Source organism: Flammeovirga aprica JL-4, assembly GCF_012844305.1.
In the GTDB taxonomy this organism is placed as follows: Bacteria; Bacteroidota; Bacteroidia; order Cytophagales; family Flammeovirgaceae; genus Flammeovirga; species Flammeovirga aprica.
In genome coordinates, this window is record NZ_JABANE010000030.1 from 1 (window position 1) to 18386 (window position 18386).

Annotated in this window: 9 protein-coding genes; 5 read left to right on the forward strand and 4 right to left on the reverse strand. The window is 35.5% G+C overall.

The window, feature by feature from the left end; genetic code table 11:
• Positions 1-448: 448 nt before the first annotated feature.
• The 4 genes from ltrA (at position 449) to HHU12_RS12585 (ending at position 13038) form a co-directional block, all read left to right on the forward strand.
• Positions 449-1738: a group II intron reverse transcriptase/maturase gene (gene ltrA / locus HHU12_RS12570; protein WP_169657093.1), complete on the forward strand. Its 1290-nt coding sequence runs from the start codon at positions 449-451 to the stop codon at positions 1736-1738.
• A gap of 910 nt (positions 1739-2648) precedes the next feature.
• Positions 2649-11768 (forward strand): T9SS type A sorting domain-containing protein, encoded by a 9120-nt coding sequence (locus tag HHU12_RS12575; protein WP_169657094.1) that lies wholly within the window; start codon positions 2649-2651, stop codon positions 11766-11768.
• Between the two features lie 111 nt (positions 11769-11879).
• Positions 11880-12659 (forward strand): HipA family kinase, encoded by a 780-nt coding sequence (locus HHU12_RS12580; RefSeq protein ID WP_169657095.1) that lies wholly within the window; start codon positions 11880-11882, stop codon positions 12657-12659.
• On the forward strand, positions 12649-13038 hold the full coding sequence (locus HHU12_RS12585) for a DUF3037 domain-containing protein (protein WP_169657096.1): 390 nt from the start codon (positions 12649-12651) through the stop codon (positions 13036-13038). Before HHU12_RS12580 ends, HHU12_RS12585 begins: the two co-directional genes overlap by 11 nt.
• On the opposite strand, the gene HHU12_RS12590 is transcribed toward HHU12_RS12585, so the two are convergent.
• The 3 genes from HHU12_RS12590 to HHU12_RS12600 form a co-directional block, all read right to left on the reverse strand.
• The gene (locus tag HHU12_RS12590; RefSeq protein ID WP_169657097.1) at positions 13033-15321 is read right to left on the reverse strand and encodes a serine/threonine-protein kinase; all 2289 of its coding nucleotides are present in this window, start codon (positions 15319-15321) and stop codon (positions 13033-13035) included. The genes HHU12_RS12585 and HHU12_RS12590 overlap by 6 nt on opposite strands.
• Positions 15322-15329: 8 nt before the next feature.
• The gene (locus HHU12_RS12595; protein WP_169657098.1) at positions 15330-15887 is read right to left on the reverse strand and encodes a sigma-70 family RNA polymerase sigma factor; all 558 of its coding nucleotides are present in this window, start codon (positions 15885-15887) and stop codon (positions 15330-15332) included.
• A 255-nt stretch (positions 15888-16142) separates the two neighbouring features.
• Entirely contained in the window at positions 16143-16529 is a 387-nt protein-coding gene (locus HHU12_RS12600; protein WP_169657099.1) for a hypothetical protein, read from the reverse strand.
• Positions 16530-16671: 142 nt separating this feature from the next.
• On the opposite strand from HHU12_RS12600, the gene HHU12_RS12605 reads away from it, so the two are divergent.
• Positions 16672-17208, forward strand: a complete 537-nt coding sequence (locus tag HHU12_RS12605) for a hypothetical protein (RefSeq protein WP_169657100.1) — start codon at positions 16672-16674, stop codon at positions 17206-17208.
• Between the two features lie 77 nt (positions 17209-17285).
• On the opposite strand, the gene HHU12_RS12610 is transcribed toward HHU12_RS12605, so the two are convergent.
• Positions 17286-18347, reverse strand: a complete 1062-nt coding sequence (locus HHU12_RS12610) for an aldose epimerase family protein (RefSeq protein ID WP_169657101.1) — start codon at positions 18345-18347, stop codon at positions 17286-17288.
• Positions 18348-18386 lie beyond the last annotated feature (39 nt).

Consider the following 18386-nt stretch of genomic DNA (forward strand, 5'->3'; position numbering starts at 1 on the left):
AAGACAAGTCTGAATTTATGGAAATGAAGGTGGCAGATGATCCCGTAGTAGTGATCAAGTCCTTGCCGTTGATCTTCTGGTGACAGAAGCTAGGATAAAACTTGGATGACTCTGTACACGAATGGTGCTTCAGTTACAGAGGCGGTCGCTTTTCAAAAGGAAGCGACTTGTGCGAAGGGGTGAAGTTAGAACCGAAAGTGAAAATGTAAACAGAACTATTGAATAAGTACAAGTAAAGACAACAGTGGTTGAAATACTGCTGGGAATTTTCAGTGAAGAACCTTCCTCTGCAAGAATGTTCATCGCTTTTAATCCGTACGAGTACTCAGTAGGCGAGTTTTTTTTTGATAGATTGCCTTGAGCTAGAAACGTTAGAAAATACCGCTGAATCAAGAGTCTACTTCTCCAATAACTGTTCAGATCTTCACTGTAAACCATTTTAATTACCATGCACAAACGGTATAGTTTAATAGACAAAGTCTACAGTATCAAGAATCTTACAGAAGCTTTTAACAAGGTTAAAAGAAACAAAGGGTCACGTACGAAAGGAATCGATGGCGTAACCGCCCATAGTTTCCAAGTGGAACTTACTAAAGAACTATGCCTTCTTCACGACGAGTTACGCAGTGGTGAGTATCGTCCCCAAGCAGTTCGTCGTACATTCATTGACAAGCCCGATGGTAGCCAACGCCCGTTGGGAATCCCCTGCTTCCGTGACCGTGTTGTTCAGCAGGCTTTGTGTAATATTTTAGAACCGATCTTTGAGGAAACCTTTCATCCATCCAGCTATGCCTACCGTCCGAATCGTAGTGCCCACCATGCTGTAACGAAGGCCGATCTGTTTATGCGTAAATACGGTCTTAGTCACGTTGTCGACATGGATCTGTCTCAATGTTTTGATCTCTTGGATCATCAAGAAATCATAGACAGTGTTGGGGAGTACGTAAGTGATGGGAAGGTTTTAAGCTTGATAGAGCATTTCCTGAAATCGGGAATTATGCATAAGTCGACATTTATAGAAAGCAGTAAAGGGAGCCCTCAAGGAGGTGTGATTTCCCCTTTGCTCGCCAATATTTATCTGAACCGTTTCGATCAGTCGATGAAATCCCGAGGCATTCGTCTAGTTCGTTATGCAGATGATATCTTATTGTTTGCCCGCACGAAATCAGAAGCGTATTGCCACATGCGTAGAGCAGTATCTTTTCTTGAAGGGAGTTTGAAACTCAGAGTCAATGCAACTAAAACGAGTATCACTCACTTAAAAGAAGGACTTCACTATCTTGGATTTGTAATTGATCTCCAAGGCGTACGTGTCAGTCCTAAAAGTGTCAAAAGCTTTAAGGATAAGGTAAGAAAACTGACAAGACGTAGTCAAGGTCACTACCCACTTAAAATCTACATTCGAGATTTATCTCAGTTGATGCAAGGTTACTCGATGTATTATCGTTTAGGATTGAGTAAGAGTTTATTTCGTTCTCTTCAGAGCTGGATTCGTCGTCGTCTTCGTATGATGATCATGAAATCTTGGAAAAGCTGGAAAGGACTCTACAAGCAATTACGCCGAATGAACTACAAAGGTACATATCGTCGCATTAGTTTGTGTCGATGGCGGAATTCGAATTGTTATTTGATTCACCGTGCATTACCTGATAAGTGGTTTTCAGAGCAAGGGTTATTTGATTTGACGAAGGTAATTACAAATACAATACACCAATTTAGGGATAAGGTTCTAGCATGAGCCGTGTACGAGGCCCGTACGCACGGTTCTGTGAGAGGGATAAATATGGGATAAGATTAAATTTATTCCATATTTACCCTACTTGATTATTCTCAAATGTAAATCATATGCTGAAACGGTTAGACGCTGTTACGTAAACTAAGACAATTATTTTTAAGCAAAAGAATAAGCGTAAGACCTCTCAAATAAATACTAATCACATAACAAAGTGCAATCGTTATTTTATTGAAATAATCAATTCGATGCCATTCAATTTTTTTAATCAAAACTGCAGAGTTTCAAAAAATAGAATAAAATGTGGCTCCACTGTGTCTAAATTTTGCCCAAATTCCATAAAAAAGTAATTTTTAAATAGCAGGTATTGAGTGCTTTAAGGTGTGTTTTGTTTAATAAATTGATCTAAAAGTTCAAAATAGAGCTAAAAACATTTGTAAATATTTTAATAATTCAAAAAAAAACAGGATTATTGTAATTATGTATGATTACTAAAACATATAATAGTAGTAATCAGTTATATATCTTGCTTATGTAATTTCAACAAGCACTTGCTCATTTTAATACAACCCATATTGAATAAACCTATGAATATTCTGTTTTTAATTATCACTTCACTTAGAAAACAATCATTGAGATTAATAGAAGGACTCAGTTCTACATTTTGATTAAAACGAAATTTATCGTTAAGGAAAAACTGCTATTTAAATGAATAAATAATCATCCAATAATGTCTTTTGAGTGAAGTATTCTTTACCAGCGAAGATATAACTCAAAACAAGATAAACCTTAACTAGTAGTCTACTACAACTACTATAATTATATATGAAGAGCTAACGCTTTATCAAATACCATAACTTTCTGTTTCAAAGCTTATTCAACCAAGTTTTGAATGATAGCACCACACTAAATAACTATGTTCCGAATTATCAATATTAATTGCTACAATAAGTACCGAAAGGTATTTATTACTCTATTTCTTATTGTTTTACCATTTATTGATCTACAAGCACAAAATGATATACCTTCCGATGGCCTTGAGCTTTGGCTTAAAGCAGATCAGATATCCGCTTCTGATTACACTAATGTTAGTGGTGATTTAAGATTGGATAAATGGGTAGATCAATCCGGTAACGGATATTATGTCAATAATGATAACAATGAAGACGGGATTGTTTATCAGACAAATCAGATAAACGGTTTACCAGCAGTACTTTTCCCTTCCACAGGTCATGAAGGCTTAATCTTGAAAGATGCTTCTGATAACACTGTTGAATTGTTATTGGAGAACTACGAAGTATTTATTGTTCTGAAAGCAAACGAAACTACAGGAAATGTAGGTTTCTATGCAGGAGGTAACGCAACCAGAGCTTTATATGGTAAATGGAATAGTGCTCAGTTTTATTTCAGAGGACCTGACAGTAATTTGGCTAACACAGACAACGCTTCATGGCCAATCAGTGATAGTTGGGGCTTGATCTCATTCCAGAGAAATACAAGCAATGAAACAAGTTACACTTCTAATGCGGGTTTACTTACCAATTTACCTAATAACACATCCAACACAAATACGCATAAATTTGGTTCTGTAGGCGGTGCGAATCAATCTACCACTTTAGGTTGGGATGGATACATCGCAGAAGTTATCGTTTATAATAAGACTTCTGGCGGAGGAACAACTTTAGATCCGGTCACTCGACTTAGGGTCAATGATTATTTGACATCTAAATACGGGTTTACGCATGCCGAATTCTCTGATACAGATGAGATATTTAATAACAATACAACTCCTAATCAAAATATAGTTGTTTATGGCAATGACGGTGGAGTTTATGCTCCTGATAGAGGAAACCCATCTACATCCATAGAAATTGCAGTTTCAAATACTTCTGACGGAGATTACGTTATAATGGGTGAAACCAATGAAGGGGGATTGACATTTGATTTCGCTCCAGATAATTCCCGTATTTGGTCAAAAAAATTCTACTTAGAGAAAAAAGGAGCTCTTGATTTGACAGTTAATTTTGATGTTCAAAGTTTTGAAGGAAAACCTAATGACTACAATACAGGTTCAGGTCCAGAAAGAACTGTAGCTGATTACTCATTAGTTTATTCCGCTGACAATGGTTCAACGTATACCGTGGTAGCAGGTCCAACAGCCACATTTGTTGGTTCAGATATTGTTTCCTTTACACTCACAGATGCCCAATTTGCTACAAATGGTAATGGTTTCTATACATTGGCATCTACTGCTCCAACTGCATTTTACACTAAAAGTACTGGTAATTGGACTGACACTGATATTTGGACTAAAAATCCATCAGGTTTTGCAGATGGAACGAATACTTATCCTTCTTCAACAGATGACGTTTTTATCCTTTCAGGTGGGGTGATTACATTAAATACTAACGATATCGCCGCCGGAATAGTAGAAGTGAATCAAGGAGGAACTTTGATTGTAGGAAGTACTACAAACCATAATTTTTCTGGTGTAAATGGAAAAGGGACAATTAAGTTGGATGCAGATAATTTCCCTTCACCGGCAAACGCTACTGCAGTAGGAGGTTTTCTTACTAAAGATGGCGGGACAGTAGAATTTAATGGTTCATCTATAACATTGAGCAACAGCTATGCTTACCATAATGTGAATATAGATTTGGATAATGCGAGTGATGAATTGATAATAGCAACCGATCTAACGATTTCTGACTCACTCACTTTGACTAGAGGTAAAATAACCCTTGGAACAAGTAACGCTTCAAATCAGGCAGTGAACATAAATGTGGCAGGGAATACCAGAGTAAGACCCAATGCATCATTAGGAGTAGGTACAGATGATGTTATTCATAATATTATTTTGAAAGGCAGTTTAATCAACGCTGGACAAATTGCATTAACCAATAGGGCAGACATTAAAGATACCTTTACATTTGGATCAGCAGCGTACCTCACTGAATTGGAAACCTATTTTGCCAACGACTTATCAGGTGAATATGCAATTCTAACATTTGATGCAGATCAAAAAGATCAAAATTTAATTTGTAATGGGGAGACAATTTTATATCAAATTGTAGTCGATAAAGGAACTTCAGATACCTACAATTTGAATATCAGTGCGGATATTGCAGGAAGGTTTGAGATGTATGGCTATAATACTCACGGAAACAGCAACACAGGAGGAACTGACGGTTCTATGACAACAAGCAATGGTATGTTTGTAATGAAATATGGAACCATTCATTTCGGACAAAATATCTATGTCCCAAGCTATGCCAATACAACGGGTAATTTTGACTTAGGTTTTGGATGTAGACTTTGGGTAGATGAAGGAGCAGATATTAATTTTGGTCCTGTAAATGCCTTGACAGTTTATGGAAATGTATTAGTTACAGGAGGCCGTTTGAACATTGGTTTAAATAGCGATGGAACTAGTAATGGAAAGCAAAATAGTATCACACTAAGAGAGAAAGGTTACTTTGTACAATCGGGTGGGCAAGTATTTCTTAATCAAGTAAAAACATCAGTTCTAGGCGTAGACCACCAAGGATCAGTAACGATGTCAGGTGGTGAAATGACGGTTTATGGTCATGTTCCAGGCAGTGATGTAGCGGCATTTTCATTGCCGTACAAAACGAATTCCTTCAATATGTCGGGCGGTACTATTACAATTCACAACGAAGATAGTGAACTGCAGTACTTAACGAAGTTTGCTATGGGGGATGGTTTTTACAATGTAACTGGTGGAGAAATTATCTTTGATATCAATACCGACAGAGATGCAGAATTCATTTCTTCTATACCATTTTACAATCTAACAGTAACAACAGATTATCCTTTAAGAAATGTATCATTATCCAATGGCATTGGATCATTTGGTGACCCGATTCCTACTGATGGAGATCTGACAATTTTGAATCACTTAGTAATTGAGGAAAATAGTAATTTACAAATTGGCGATTATGATCTAACAATCAGTGGGGACCTTACTTTATATGATGAAGCAAAATTAAATGTAGGTGCAAGTAATGCATTAAAATTTAATGGAGATGGTACTACACATTACATTGATATTCGAGATACAGACGAAGCCTACAGTATTAATAATCTGATTCTTGATCTACCAAACGCAAGTGATGTATTTAAAGTGAGGGATTTTAGTGGAAATTCTGGAGTAGGTGCAACCCGATTGAAAGTACTATCTTCATTATCGCTTACTCAGGGTACTTTTGATTATTCAAATTATGTTGTGGAGGTTGAAGGAGACCTTTCATTTAAAGGGAGAATTGGAGAGTCAGATGCATTAGGTCATTTACTAATTAACGGCACAGCGGGAACAGCTCAGAAAATAATTTCTAGTTATGATCTTCCTGATGCTCAGATTGCCGATACAACAGGTGTGGGTATCACACACTTGTGGTTGAATAATGCTAATGGAGTGGAGTTGTCTAACGTTATTTATGCCTCTAAATTGACTTGGCAACAAGGTGTGATCAAAGCGAATGAATATGGTGTAGTTGTTGGAGCCCAGGGTATAAAAGATCAATCAGGGAACCCAATCAATAACTTCTCAGATAATATTACAAATAAGCGAATGTTAGTGGGAGCAGGTAATTATACCGATGGAGGACTTACCTATTTGATTACTGCTAATGGAAGCTATTATTATCCTTTGGCTTCGGATTTCGATACACCTGTTGCCGATTCGTATAAATATACACCAGCAACGATAACGGTTTCTGATAAACCAACAGCAGATGGCTATTTACAATTGGCAACTAATAACGGTAGTGTAGCCACTTTGACTACTGATGGTACAGAAGATGAAATTATCAATTATTGGTGGAAAACAACTAATTACGGTTACAGTGCTGATATTCCGAACATAGCAGGTGTATTTAAATATCATTCAGAAGATCTTGATGCAGCCAATGATGATGAAGCTAATTTTGTCCCTGCAAGAGTGCAGATAGAGGTTTCAAATAAGCAGAGAGAAACTTTAGGAACAACATCAGATGTAGATACAGATGGGGATGATGCTACAGAAACAGATTTCACGATTACAACATCTGCAGTACCTGCTTATAATTCATTATTCACAGCAGGAGCGGCATCAAAATTCACGGGTGAATTAACAATTTATTATTCTTTCTGGGGAACAGCCGAAGATAATATGAATGCAGAAACTGTCAGTGTTTCAAGAGATGCAAATTGGAATGATTCTCCTCGATGGACGACCAACCCTGATTGGAAAAATACAGGTAATCCATTTGATAAACAAGGAACGCCAGGAGCTGGAGATATCATCATTGTAGGTCATGGTCAATATGGAAATCCATCTGAAACAAGAGGTCATAGAGTAGTGATTACATCAGCACAGAGTGCGGCAGTGATCCGTTTTGACTCGGATGAAGGTGCAAGTTTAGAGAAAGCTGATTTGGCAAGGGTACGATTATCTAGTGGTAGTCTTACTGTTGATGTTGTAGAAAATATTGGTTCGTTGAGAATCCATAAAGGTACAACACTGAATTCACAAGATCTAAATGATTTTCTTAGTGAAGCTAGGAGTGAAATAATGATTCAAAGCAATAACTCTGACATGGAAATTCCTGAGTTTCCTAAATACCCTTCAGTAAGATTATGGGGAGGGGGAAGTTTTGACAATGAATTCACATTTGCCTCAGGTGTTGCACAACCTGTGGAATTTAAATCTTTAATGGTTGACGGTGCTACATTAATTTTAGATAAAACCATCAACGTAGAGAATAACATTAATGTAGGGGGATTCAGAGAGGCCGCTATTGAGATAAACTCTAGTTCGGCAATTACAGTCACTACAGATAACCTAAACCTGGAAAACACAATATCGTCTAATTCCTCTGCTTCTAACAAGTTTTTGGTAACGGGAACGGATGATGTAGAACATAAATTGATTGTCAATGGCGATATCACTATACCTGAAATTAATGGAGGAGAAAGTAATGCTGGAGGTATTGAATTCAGCTTATTAAAATCAACTACTGAAAACCGTGTAACTCTTGAGCTACAAGGTACAGGAAGTGGTGTTTTTGATAATTTTTATACAGATGATGTAACCAATACATTAACCCCAGATTTGTATAAAATTGTGATGAATAAAGGGGATAATCAGGATTCTACTTTTACTTTCAAGACTAATTTTACATTGCCAAGCGTAACCACAGAAGAATTAATTACGCTATCCAACGGTACTTTGGTTTTAGATAATGCTGATATAGATATTACACCTTATGCAGTGGCAGGTTCTGATTGGGTCATGTCATCAAACTCAGGTTTATACTTAAAACAAGGAACAGTAAAAGTAATAGGCGATGATGCTAACTTTTTATTAGGTGGTAAGTTGACTGTTGCTGGTGGTAATTTTGAAATTGCAAATGCGGGACAAGAAAACTCTATTATTTATGCTACTAGTGGAGAAATAGAACTCAGTTCAGGTTCAATTTCAGTAGGGTCTGAATTAAGACGTGATTTAGCAGCAAATGATGCAAGTGTTACTTATACTCAATCTGGAGGTATTTTCAATGCAGGTTTGGTTGGTAATCCTAATAGTGCAACGAGAGGCACTTTTGAAGTAGTTGGCAGTGCCGCAACATTTGATTTTTCAGGAGGTGATATTAATGTTTACTCTGGAAAAATCACACTGGACGCAGCTTCCTCTTCTGTCAATGAAAATGCCGTGATCAAATTAGGAAACACTATTGCGGAGTCTATTGATGCTGTTTTTGAAAATACTATTGGTAAGCTTGAACTTCTTTCTCAAGTGACAGTAGAAACGTTAGTCAATGATATCAATATGATAGGTGATTTAACATTGGCAAACCCATCAACTTTAAATCTTAATAGCTTTAATTTGAATATAGCAGGTGATATAACAAACGGAGGTACTATTGATGCTTCAACTTCCACAATCACTTTTAACAGTACAGATGACCAAACAATTGGAGGATCGAACGCAATCACTGCTCAAAACTTGATTGTAGACACTGATGGGGCCACTGTGACTATGGGAAATGCAATCACAGCATCAGAGGATTTGACAATCAACACAGGAACGTTATCAGATAACGGTCAAGTAGTTAATGTAGGAGGTGTATTGTCAGTATCAGGCACGCATACTACAACTGGAGTTGGGAGAATAAAAATGAATGGTACTTCTTCTCAAGATATGAACATTACAGGTAGTTTGGGACGTTTAGAAATTGATAATTCAACAGGCATCAATCTAACCAATAGTTTAAATCTAGTGGCTGATGAAATAGTTTTCACTAATGGTGTTTTGAATATTGATCAGTTTACACTCAATCTTGGAATTGATGTTGTATTAACGCCGACAACTGCTTTTAATTCGGATAATATGATACAGTTGAGTGGTAGTAGTAATGCTCAGGGAGTTAAAATTAAACTGCCTGCTACAGAGATAGCTTCTGAAAAATTATTACCTATTGGTTATTCAGGTATATACGCTCCTGTTGGTATTGTTGGTGATTATAATGAGGCCGAGCTGGTGATCAAACCAATCAATACAAGACATACTGTAGCAGAGAATCAAGGAGATAATAACGAAGCGCTGAATCAGTATTGGAGATTTGAATTTTCTAAAACGGACGGAGCAGTGGCAGGCGACAGATATGTTTCTTTATATTATGATGATACCAATATCAATGGTACAGAATCAGATTATATTGGGATCATTATTAACGACGATGCTATCATTCAAAAAAATGTACAAAAAGCAATTGATCTGGCCAATAATAAAATTGAGATTAATTTAAATACAGGCTTAGTGACAGGTGATTATTTTGCAGGAGATGAGCTTTCAACTCCTGATGATATTATCCGTTACAGATTAGCAACAGGAGTCACAGATGCGGTATTGAATGATGTATCTAGCGGTAAGTGGGAAATATCAAAAAACAATGGAGCTTCTTACACTGCATTAGAACTAGAATCTTCTCCAACGTTATCTGCAGGTACAATTTTAGAGGTGCCTTCAGGTACAAACCTAACAACAACAACAGATGGTACATTAGGATTTAGAACCTATTACAAAGCCATTGTAGATGGTACGTTGGTCATTAATGTTGATGATAGACAAATCAATTTTGATGCAGTTGAAGGGGCTGGAACAGTGAAGTTTTTTGTAAATGAAGCTAAGGTGGGGCAAATGCCAAACGCAGATTGGGAACCTTTCTATACAGCAGGAGGTGGAATCATTGTAGAAGGTGATGCATCATCACCTGTACTGAACCTCAATGCACCAGTCAATAATAGTAAATTGACTATAGGAAGTCTGTCGCTGATTGGAACTGGAACTGGGCAAGAGTGGGAAATACCAAGTGGTAATGGCTTAAACATCAGTTCTGGGGAACTTTCTATCAGTAATGTAGATTTTGATCTTTCAACATCATCTAATGTAAACGATATCAATATTATTAATAATGGTACGCTAACAATCAATTCCTTAACCACTGTAGCAGGAGATGTTAATGTAGACGTTGGCGATACAAATGATGGAAATGCTTCTACTTTAAATATAGCCTCAAGTTCATTTATTGTGAAAGGTAATTTAGTAATTGATACAGATGGAAAATTGATCGTCAGCAATGCAAATTTAGACGCAGAGAATGATATTACTTTCAATAGCGGATCAAGCTTCTCATTTTCAACAGGTGCAACACTGGCAGTAGGTGGCAATTTTACTGATAATGGTTCTGATAATACCTCAACGTTTACAGGTTCTACTTTATCTTTTAACGGAGCTTCAGGCAACCAAACATTTACAGGAAGTTTTACTTCTGCTAAAGCAATAGACAATTTGCAAATCAATAAGGCAAGTGGAGAAGTTATACTTTCAGGAAGTAATACAAAAGAGGTGTCAAACCTAACACTAAACTCTGTGTTGAATAATTCAGGAAATGATGACGGATCTTTATTGATACTAGGAAATTCTATTGCTGGAGATTCATTTGTACTTGGACCACTATCGAAAAAGATGGATGTTAATGACAGCTTCAATTTCCCAGTTGGTGGAGGAGGCCTTATAAGAACGCTGACTGTCATTTATACTGAAAATGTATTGGGGGCAAGTGAAAAGTGCTGGACAGTGGAATATGGAGAATTATTACAACCCGTCGAGCCTGAAAATATTGATGAAACTACTGGTATAGCAAATGTATCATCAGAGTATCAATGGAGAGTGACTGATATTGATGAAGGGGGAGATCCAACTGCTAAACAAAGTAAAGCTGAAATATTTGCATACTATGGTGGCTTGGGAAAAAATCCAAATTATATATTAGCCATTTGGAATGACCTTGATTTGATATCTTCAAAATGGAGAAAGGCTGGAGATCCACTGCATAATACAGAAACTTATTTTGAAACAGAAGATGTTTCTTTCAGTGAAAAATTCCTTGCCATTGCTTCTATCGATGAAACTACTGATTTACCTGTTGAGTTGATCTATTTCAATGCCTCAGCAGAAGAATCTCAAGTGAAATTAGATTGGGCTACAGCCTCAGAACTAAATAATGATCAGTTTGAGATACAACGTTCAGTAGATGGTAAGAACTGGAGTTCAATTGGTATGAAAGAAGGTGCAGGAAATTCCAATGTACGTTTGGATTATGAATTCTTTGATGCTAATCCTATCATGAATGAAATCGTTTATTACAGATTGATTCAAACTGATTTTGATGGAACTGAGACAGTATTTGATCCTGTCCAAGTTTATTTAGAGGGAGCAGAAGGCGTAGCTGATATGTCAGTGTATCCAAATCCTACTCAAGGAGAGAACCTAAATATTTTATTGAAATCATGGAAAGGTGATGTCGAAATTGGATTATTCAATGCATTAGGTTATAAAGTGTTGGATGATAATTGGACTTATGGAGATAGTCAATTGAAATTATTGACTTTAAATCATCTACCAAGAGGCGTTTATTTATTGAGATTAAAATCAGGAAAAACGATCAAATCGAAAAGAATAATTGTAGAATAGTTTTCCTTTAAAAATTAGATCATTTATTTTTCAGAAATACCTTGTTCATTTTATCTTTGAACAAGGTGTTTTTTTATACCCATTATTCATTCATCATTGAGAAAATTATCTATGTACAATAATGAAATAAGAACAGTCAATATGACGCGTTACGTGACCCCTCTGAGAGAAGGCGGTTCTCTTCCTGCAATTGTAGAAGCAGATGACGGCTTTGACTATGTAATAAAATTTAGAGGAGCAGGGCAGGGTGTAAAAGCTCTGATTGCGGAATTGATTGGAGGAGAGATGGCTCGTCAGATTGGGTTGAATATGCCTGAACTTGTTTTTATTCATTTAGTAGACACGTTTAGTAAATCGGAAGGAGATGAAGAGATTCAAGATTTACTAAAATTTAGTGAAGGGTTGAATTTAGGGATGAGTTATTTGAGTGGGGCAATTACATATGATCCATTGGTTTCTATCGCTGATCCATTGGCGGCTTCAAAAGTAGTGTTGCTCGATAGTATTATTACTAATATTGACAGAACACATAGAAATACTAATTTATTGAATTGGAATAAAGCACTCTGGGTAATTGATCATGGAGCAAGTTTATACTTTCATCATTCATGGAATGGCTGGGAAGATCACGCTAAGCGCACTTTTCCTATGATTAAAGATCATGTTTTGTTGTCAAAAGCGACAAAGCTTGATGAAGCAAATAATTTATTAAAAGAATTATTAACCCCGGATATTATTGAAGGAATTGTATCTTTGCTGCCTGAGGACTGGTTGTCGGACCCAAGTATTGATGCGAGCATTGAGGAAAGGAGAAAAGTCTACACCACTTTGTTGAACACAAGAATTTCAAATTTAGACCAACTAACAAAAGAAGCGAAGAATGCAAGATAAACATGTATATGAATATGCGGTCATCCGCTTTATGCCAAAAGTAGAAAGAGAAGAGTTTATTAATATTGGTGTGATCCTGTTCAGTAAACCTTTGAAATTCCTTGATCTCAGATATAAAGTGATAGAAAAACGACTTAATGCTTTTGATGTAATTGATATTGAAAAATCAGAAATTGAAGCTTATCTCAATACATGGAAATTGATCTGTGAAGGAGGTGCAAAAGGAGGTGTAATTGGTGAACAAGATTTGCCAAGCAGGTTCCGTTGGTTAACAGCCACAAGATCGACTATGATTCAATCCTCAAAGGTACACCCAGGCTTATGTATCGAAGAGCCTGATGCTGTATTGGAAAGACTTTTTGAAAAATATGTCCTATGATTCATATACATCATAGGTCTTCCACCACTTTTGAGCATCCTTTTTAGTCCAGTTGAAACGTTGAGCTATTTCTTCCAGCTGAAGAATTAAATCATCAATAGTCTGTACTCTTTCCTCTGGATCAAACTGAATACACTGAACTAAAAGTGCATACAAGTCTTCGGGAATATCTTCACGGTCTACCAGCTTTTCTATATCTTTTTTCTCCACAGATTCTTGACCTGATAATACCCTCTGTGAAAGAATTTCAATCATCAAACGGCCATTCAGCATATAGAACCCCAAAATGCCAAGAGAATAAATATCCACTTTACTATCACTGTTTTTAGGATCTCTCAATCGTTCTGGAGCCATGTATAACGGTGTACCACCCACTTTGTGGAAAGCAGTGTGCTCAGAGTTAGGGGTTAGCTCTTTCACTAATCCAAAATCCAATAGTTTAACTTGATCATAAGCCTCTCCTTGCTTAGAAAGGATGATATTCATGGGTTTGATATCACGGTGTGCTAAGTTCTTATGATGCGCTTCTCTAAGGCTGTAAGCAATTTCAAGAAGAATATAAATCACTCTGCTGATAGGAAATACTTGGTCACGCTCAATGATTTTTGCTAAGGTAATTCCATCAATATATTCCATGACATAGTAGAAGTTTCCTTCATTAGAAGTACCATAATCATAGATCTTGATAGTGTTTGGGTGTTTAAGCATAGAAGTAGCCATTACTTCTCTCTCAAAACGTTTGATGTTGTCTTCTGTATTAAACTCTTTCTTCAAAAGCTTAATCGCTACAGGCATTTTCATCAGAGAATGTTCTGCTTTATAAACCACACCAAATCCACCTTCACCAATTTTATTGACAAGCGTAAATTGTCCTAGTTTTTTAATTTTAGAATTAAATTTTAAGATTCTGATATTAGAATGATATAAAAAGAAACACAGCAGACAGATAATAAAATAGAGGAGGCCTAAGATCCAATCCATTTTTTGAATCATTAATAAAGCATCTGCAGCATCTTCTTTCACTACAATCCCAAAGTCTAGATCATCAAGCCATTTCCAAACACCAATGACATCTACTCCGCGATAATCTTTATATACATGATTTATACTACCGCTATTTTCTTTAATAAGACCATTATAATATTCATGAAATTTTAAGGAGGTAGCTGTTAGTAACCAATTTATTTCCTCCTCTTGAGGGACTTCACCCTTCATCACATTCACACCGGGATTTAGACCCGAGAGGTGATAGATGGCAGTTTCATGTTTCAAGAAACCAATAGCTCTAAGTTCTTCAGTAAATCTACTTTCAGAGATAAGGTATCCATCAGTATTAAGAGCATAAGCTTCAGATGATCTGCCATAAACTGTATTTTTAAATAAGTTGGAGAATTGATTTTTGGCTAAAGTAACGGTAAGTACAAAGCCTATTATTTCATTCTCGTAGTTATAGATTGGGGTCCCTATTGCACAGTCTGAAAATCGGTTGATTAGAGTATCTTCTTCTAATAATGATTCAGTAACGTGAATGGGAGGAGCAAAAAGTGTTTTTCCTTTCTTTAATTCTGTATAGAAATCAAATACTTTTTTGCCAAGGTGTTTATTGATAAGCGGAGAAAGTTCATCACTAGTATCTGAATTCCAAGTATTATAAGTGATTTTAAGCTCGCTTTTGTGAAGAATACATAAATAATCAACCCCCATAATGTCTTTTAATTTGTTGATTGTTTGATTATAGGGCTTTATTTTATTTAGATATTCCTCATTTGGTAACTCTGCTTTCTGTAGGCTGTCAATAAGAATAGCAAATTTCTTTATCATATTGGTAGAAGCAATTTCTTTTGCTATCCTTTTTTCATTGTTAACCCAATCATAAATTATTTTGCTAGTAGAATTAAGTTGTGCAGTTTTTTCTTCTATCTCTTGATTAAATACATCAATATAAATCTGTTTTCTTACAAAGTAGCCTAATACAAGAAGTAATGTCAGACTAATTAGAATGACAATTAGCCTTGAGTACTTATTTTTAAGAAGTTTATTGGTGACATTACTGTAAAGAGAAGATGTATTGTCTTCCTTTATGGGTTGTATATGAGATTGTAAAGAAGATTCATTATCCTTTGGTGTGTAAGTAGTAAATTCCTGATAGAGGCTTAATACCTCTTTTAGAAGTTCTTCATCACCCTCACATTTTTCATGAATCAATTTTACAGCTTCCTCTTTTTCTAGTTCAATAACAAGTGCTAGAATATCTGAGGCTTTTTCGTGTAGAGACTTTGGCATAACTGCAATTAAAGATCGCTCTTCATAAATTTTTTCAACCAAGCTTTGGCCACTTTCCAGTCCACTTCTACAGTTTTGATAGAAACACCTAACTCATCTGCAATTTCCTGCATTTTAAGTCCGCCAAAGAATTTTAATTCCACTACAGTAGCTTGTCTCTCATGAACTTTTGAAAGTTGTTCAAGCCCTTCATGAATATCCAATACCATTCCTTCTTTTTCAGGAGTAAATGCTATGCCTTCTTCCAGTTCAAGCTGATGCTCACCGCTACCTCTTTTGATAGCATTCTTACTCCTTGCATGATGAACTAAAATACGGCGAATAGCTTGAGCACCTACTGCAAAGAAGTGGGTTCTTCCTTGCCAATTGATCTGATCTTGATCTACTAAATTGAGATATGCTTCATTGACAAGTAATGTAGGCTGTAAAGTATGATCTACTCTTTCTCTATTAAACAATTTTTGAGCAATGTCATGCAAGTTGTCATAGACAATGGGATAAAGCTGTTCTTTTGATTTTGGTAAATCAAGCTGATTGAGCAACTGTGAAACCTCTTTTTTATTCATATGTAGGAATTATAATAGAATGAACATCTAAGATAAATAAAACCTTTTGAAGAAAAAAAACACCTACAGATAGTGACATTTTTTAACCTCTGATATAAGGAGATGTAAAAGATAATTATTGCAACAAAAATTAAACTATTACTCTAAGGCATTGATCAAATACTAACACTCTTTACTAGATATAAATTGTTAGGTAGTAATTAAGTTAGAATAAAAGAAGGGAGGTAATATCTCCCTTTTTTGATTTTCAAAAGTTTATGAAAGCAACTGATAATCAAAAAGATCATACTTTATTACGTTTTTCAAGAGGTGTACAGCAGCTTCTTTTACTATAGTTTCAGATAAGTCAATAATAAAGTCAAGGGTCTCACCATCACATTCCACTTTAACATTATCAAAAAACTCTTTAGGGTAGTTCCTTAATAGAGAAAACTTTTTTTCAAATGCATAAGCAATTATATACTCTATCGCTAAAAAATCATACTCCTGTTCATTGAGTGTGGCTTGATAGAGTAAATGATCAATTTGTTGGTGAAGCGCATTACTTTCCGCTTCTGGTAATTCCAAAATTTGAAAGAAATCCCAACTTTGATGTATATCAAAATGTACAATTATATAAGTATGATCTGCTGTGATTTTCATAATAGTTCAATTATAATTCGGTGCTTAACTATCTTTAAGGATTATTATATTTCTTTGTTCAACCCTTTATTTTGACCTTCCGTTCAATATATCAAAAGTAAATACAATTAAGTGTATTTTTCTAACTTCAAAATTGATTGCTATGATACGTCAAAATATAAATAAAGAAACAACTACATATAAATTAATCCATAATCAATATATCAAAGAATTAAATGCTATGTTAGAATTTAATCAAGGTAGATTGACAAAAAGATTATTTGAATCTCAATGGGCATTATTACCTTTCCATTGGTTCATGAAAGATTTTAGAAATTTAAAAAATACAAATATTGAAATTACAGCTGAGGGTTTTATGTTAGAAACAGCTGAAATTTTGAAAGATAAATATGGAATTGAGTTAGGAGAGAAAGAGATTGCCAACTTTATTTCAGGTTACAATAATATATTAGAACAACAAACTCTTTTTGAAACAGTTATTGAAATTGAAGAAGAAAGATTTTTTGAAGATTATGATCAGCTAAAGAAAATGAAAGCGAAAGAACAAAAAATTGAGGAAGCAAAATTACAGGTTTTAAACCTTTATGCTTCAACTAAAAATATACTTAATTCTAGTGTACTTAATGTGTCATCTTACTTGGAAACTATCCAAAAGAGACCAAAGCTACACAAAGGTTAAGATCAGTAGTTTAAAATAAAAGCAAAGTCCTGATTCTATTATTTGAGAATCAGGACTTTTTTATGCTTTTGTCTAAATTATTTTACGACAAACTTGTAAACCGTCTTTTGAGAATACTCTTCACCAGGATTTAAAATCACTGAAGGGAAGTGAGGTTGATTAGGAGAATCAGGGTAATGTTGTGCTTCTAAACAGAAACCTTGACGTTTAATATGAGCTGTTTGGTTTTTACCCAAATCACCTTCAAGCCAGTTACCAGTATAGAACTGTACGCCAGGTTCAGTAGTATACACTTCCATAGCTCTTCCAGTAGTCGCTTCATAGGCTACACCTAATAAACCAAACTCACCAAGTGGCTTATTGATCACTAAGTTGTGGTCATAACCAATACCGATTTTTGTTTGCTCGTGATCAGCATCAATTTCATGACCGATTACTTTTTCTTCTGTAAAATCAAAAGGAGTACCTTTTACTGTAGCGATTTCACCTGTAGGGATACAAGTCTCATCGATAGGAGTATAGAAGTTACAGTTTAATTGTAATGTATGATCAGAAATTTCACCTTCACCTTTTAAGTTGAAATAAGGGTGAGAAGTGAAGTTTACAATTGTCTTTTTATCTGTAGTGGCACTGTAATCTAAAACAACTTCATTTTCGTCTGTCAATGAAATTGTTAACTTCAATGTTACATTACCTGGTAAGTTTTCAAAGCCATCAGGGCTAGTATGAGATAATACGATAGAGTTGATACCTTCTTCAGAAATTTCCTCTACAATATCAAAAACATGACTATCGAAACCTTTGTCACCACCGTGTAAGAAGTTAGGACCGTTGTTAGTAGCTAATTGGTAATCTACTCCATCAAGAGTGATTTTACCCTTAGCAATTCTGTTTGCAAACTGACCAACAGTTGCTCCTAAATAACAGTCATTTTTTAAATAATCTTCTAAAGAATCTTTTCCTAGAAGAACGTCAGCCATTGTACCGTTTTTGTCAGCAGTCAAAAAGCTGACAAGGATAGCTCCGTAAGTTGATACTTGCAACTGCGAGCCCGATGCATTAGTTAGAGTGTATAAGTAAACTTCTTTTCCGTCTACTTTACCCCATGATACTTTTTCTATTTGATTTGTTTCTATCATTTCATTCAAAGTTAGTGGGAGTATTAAGTCTTGATTTAT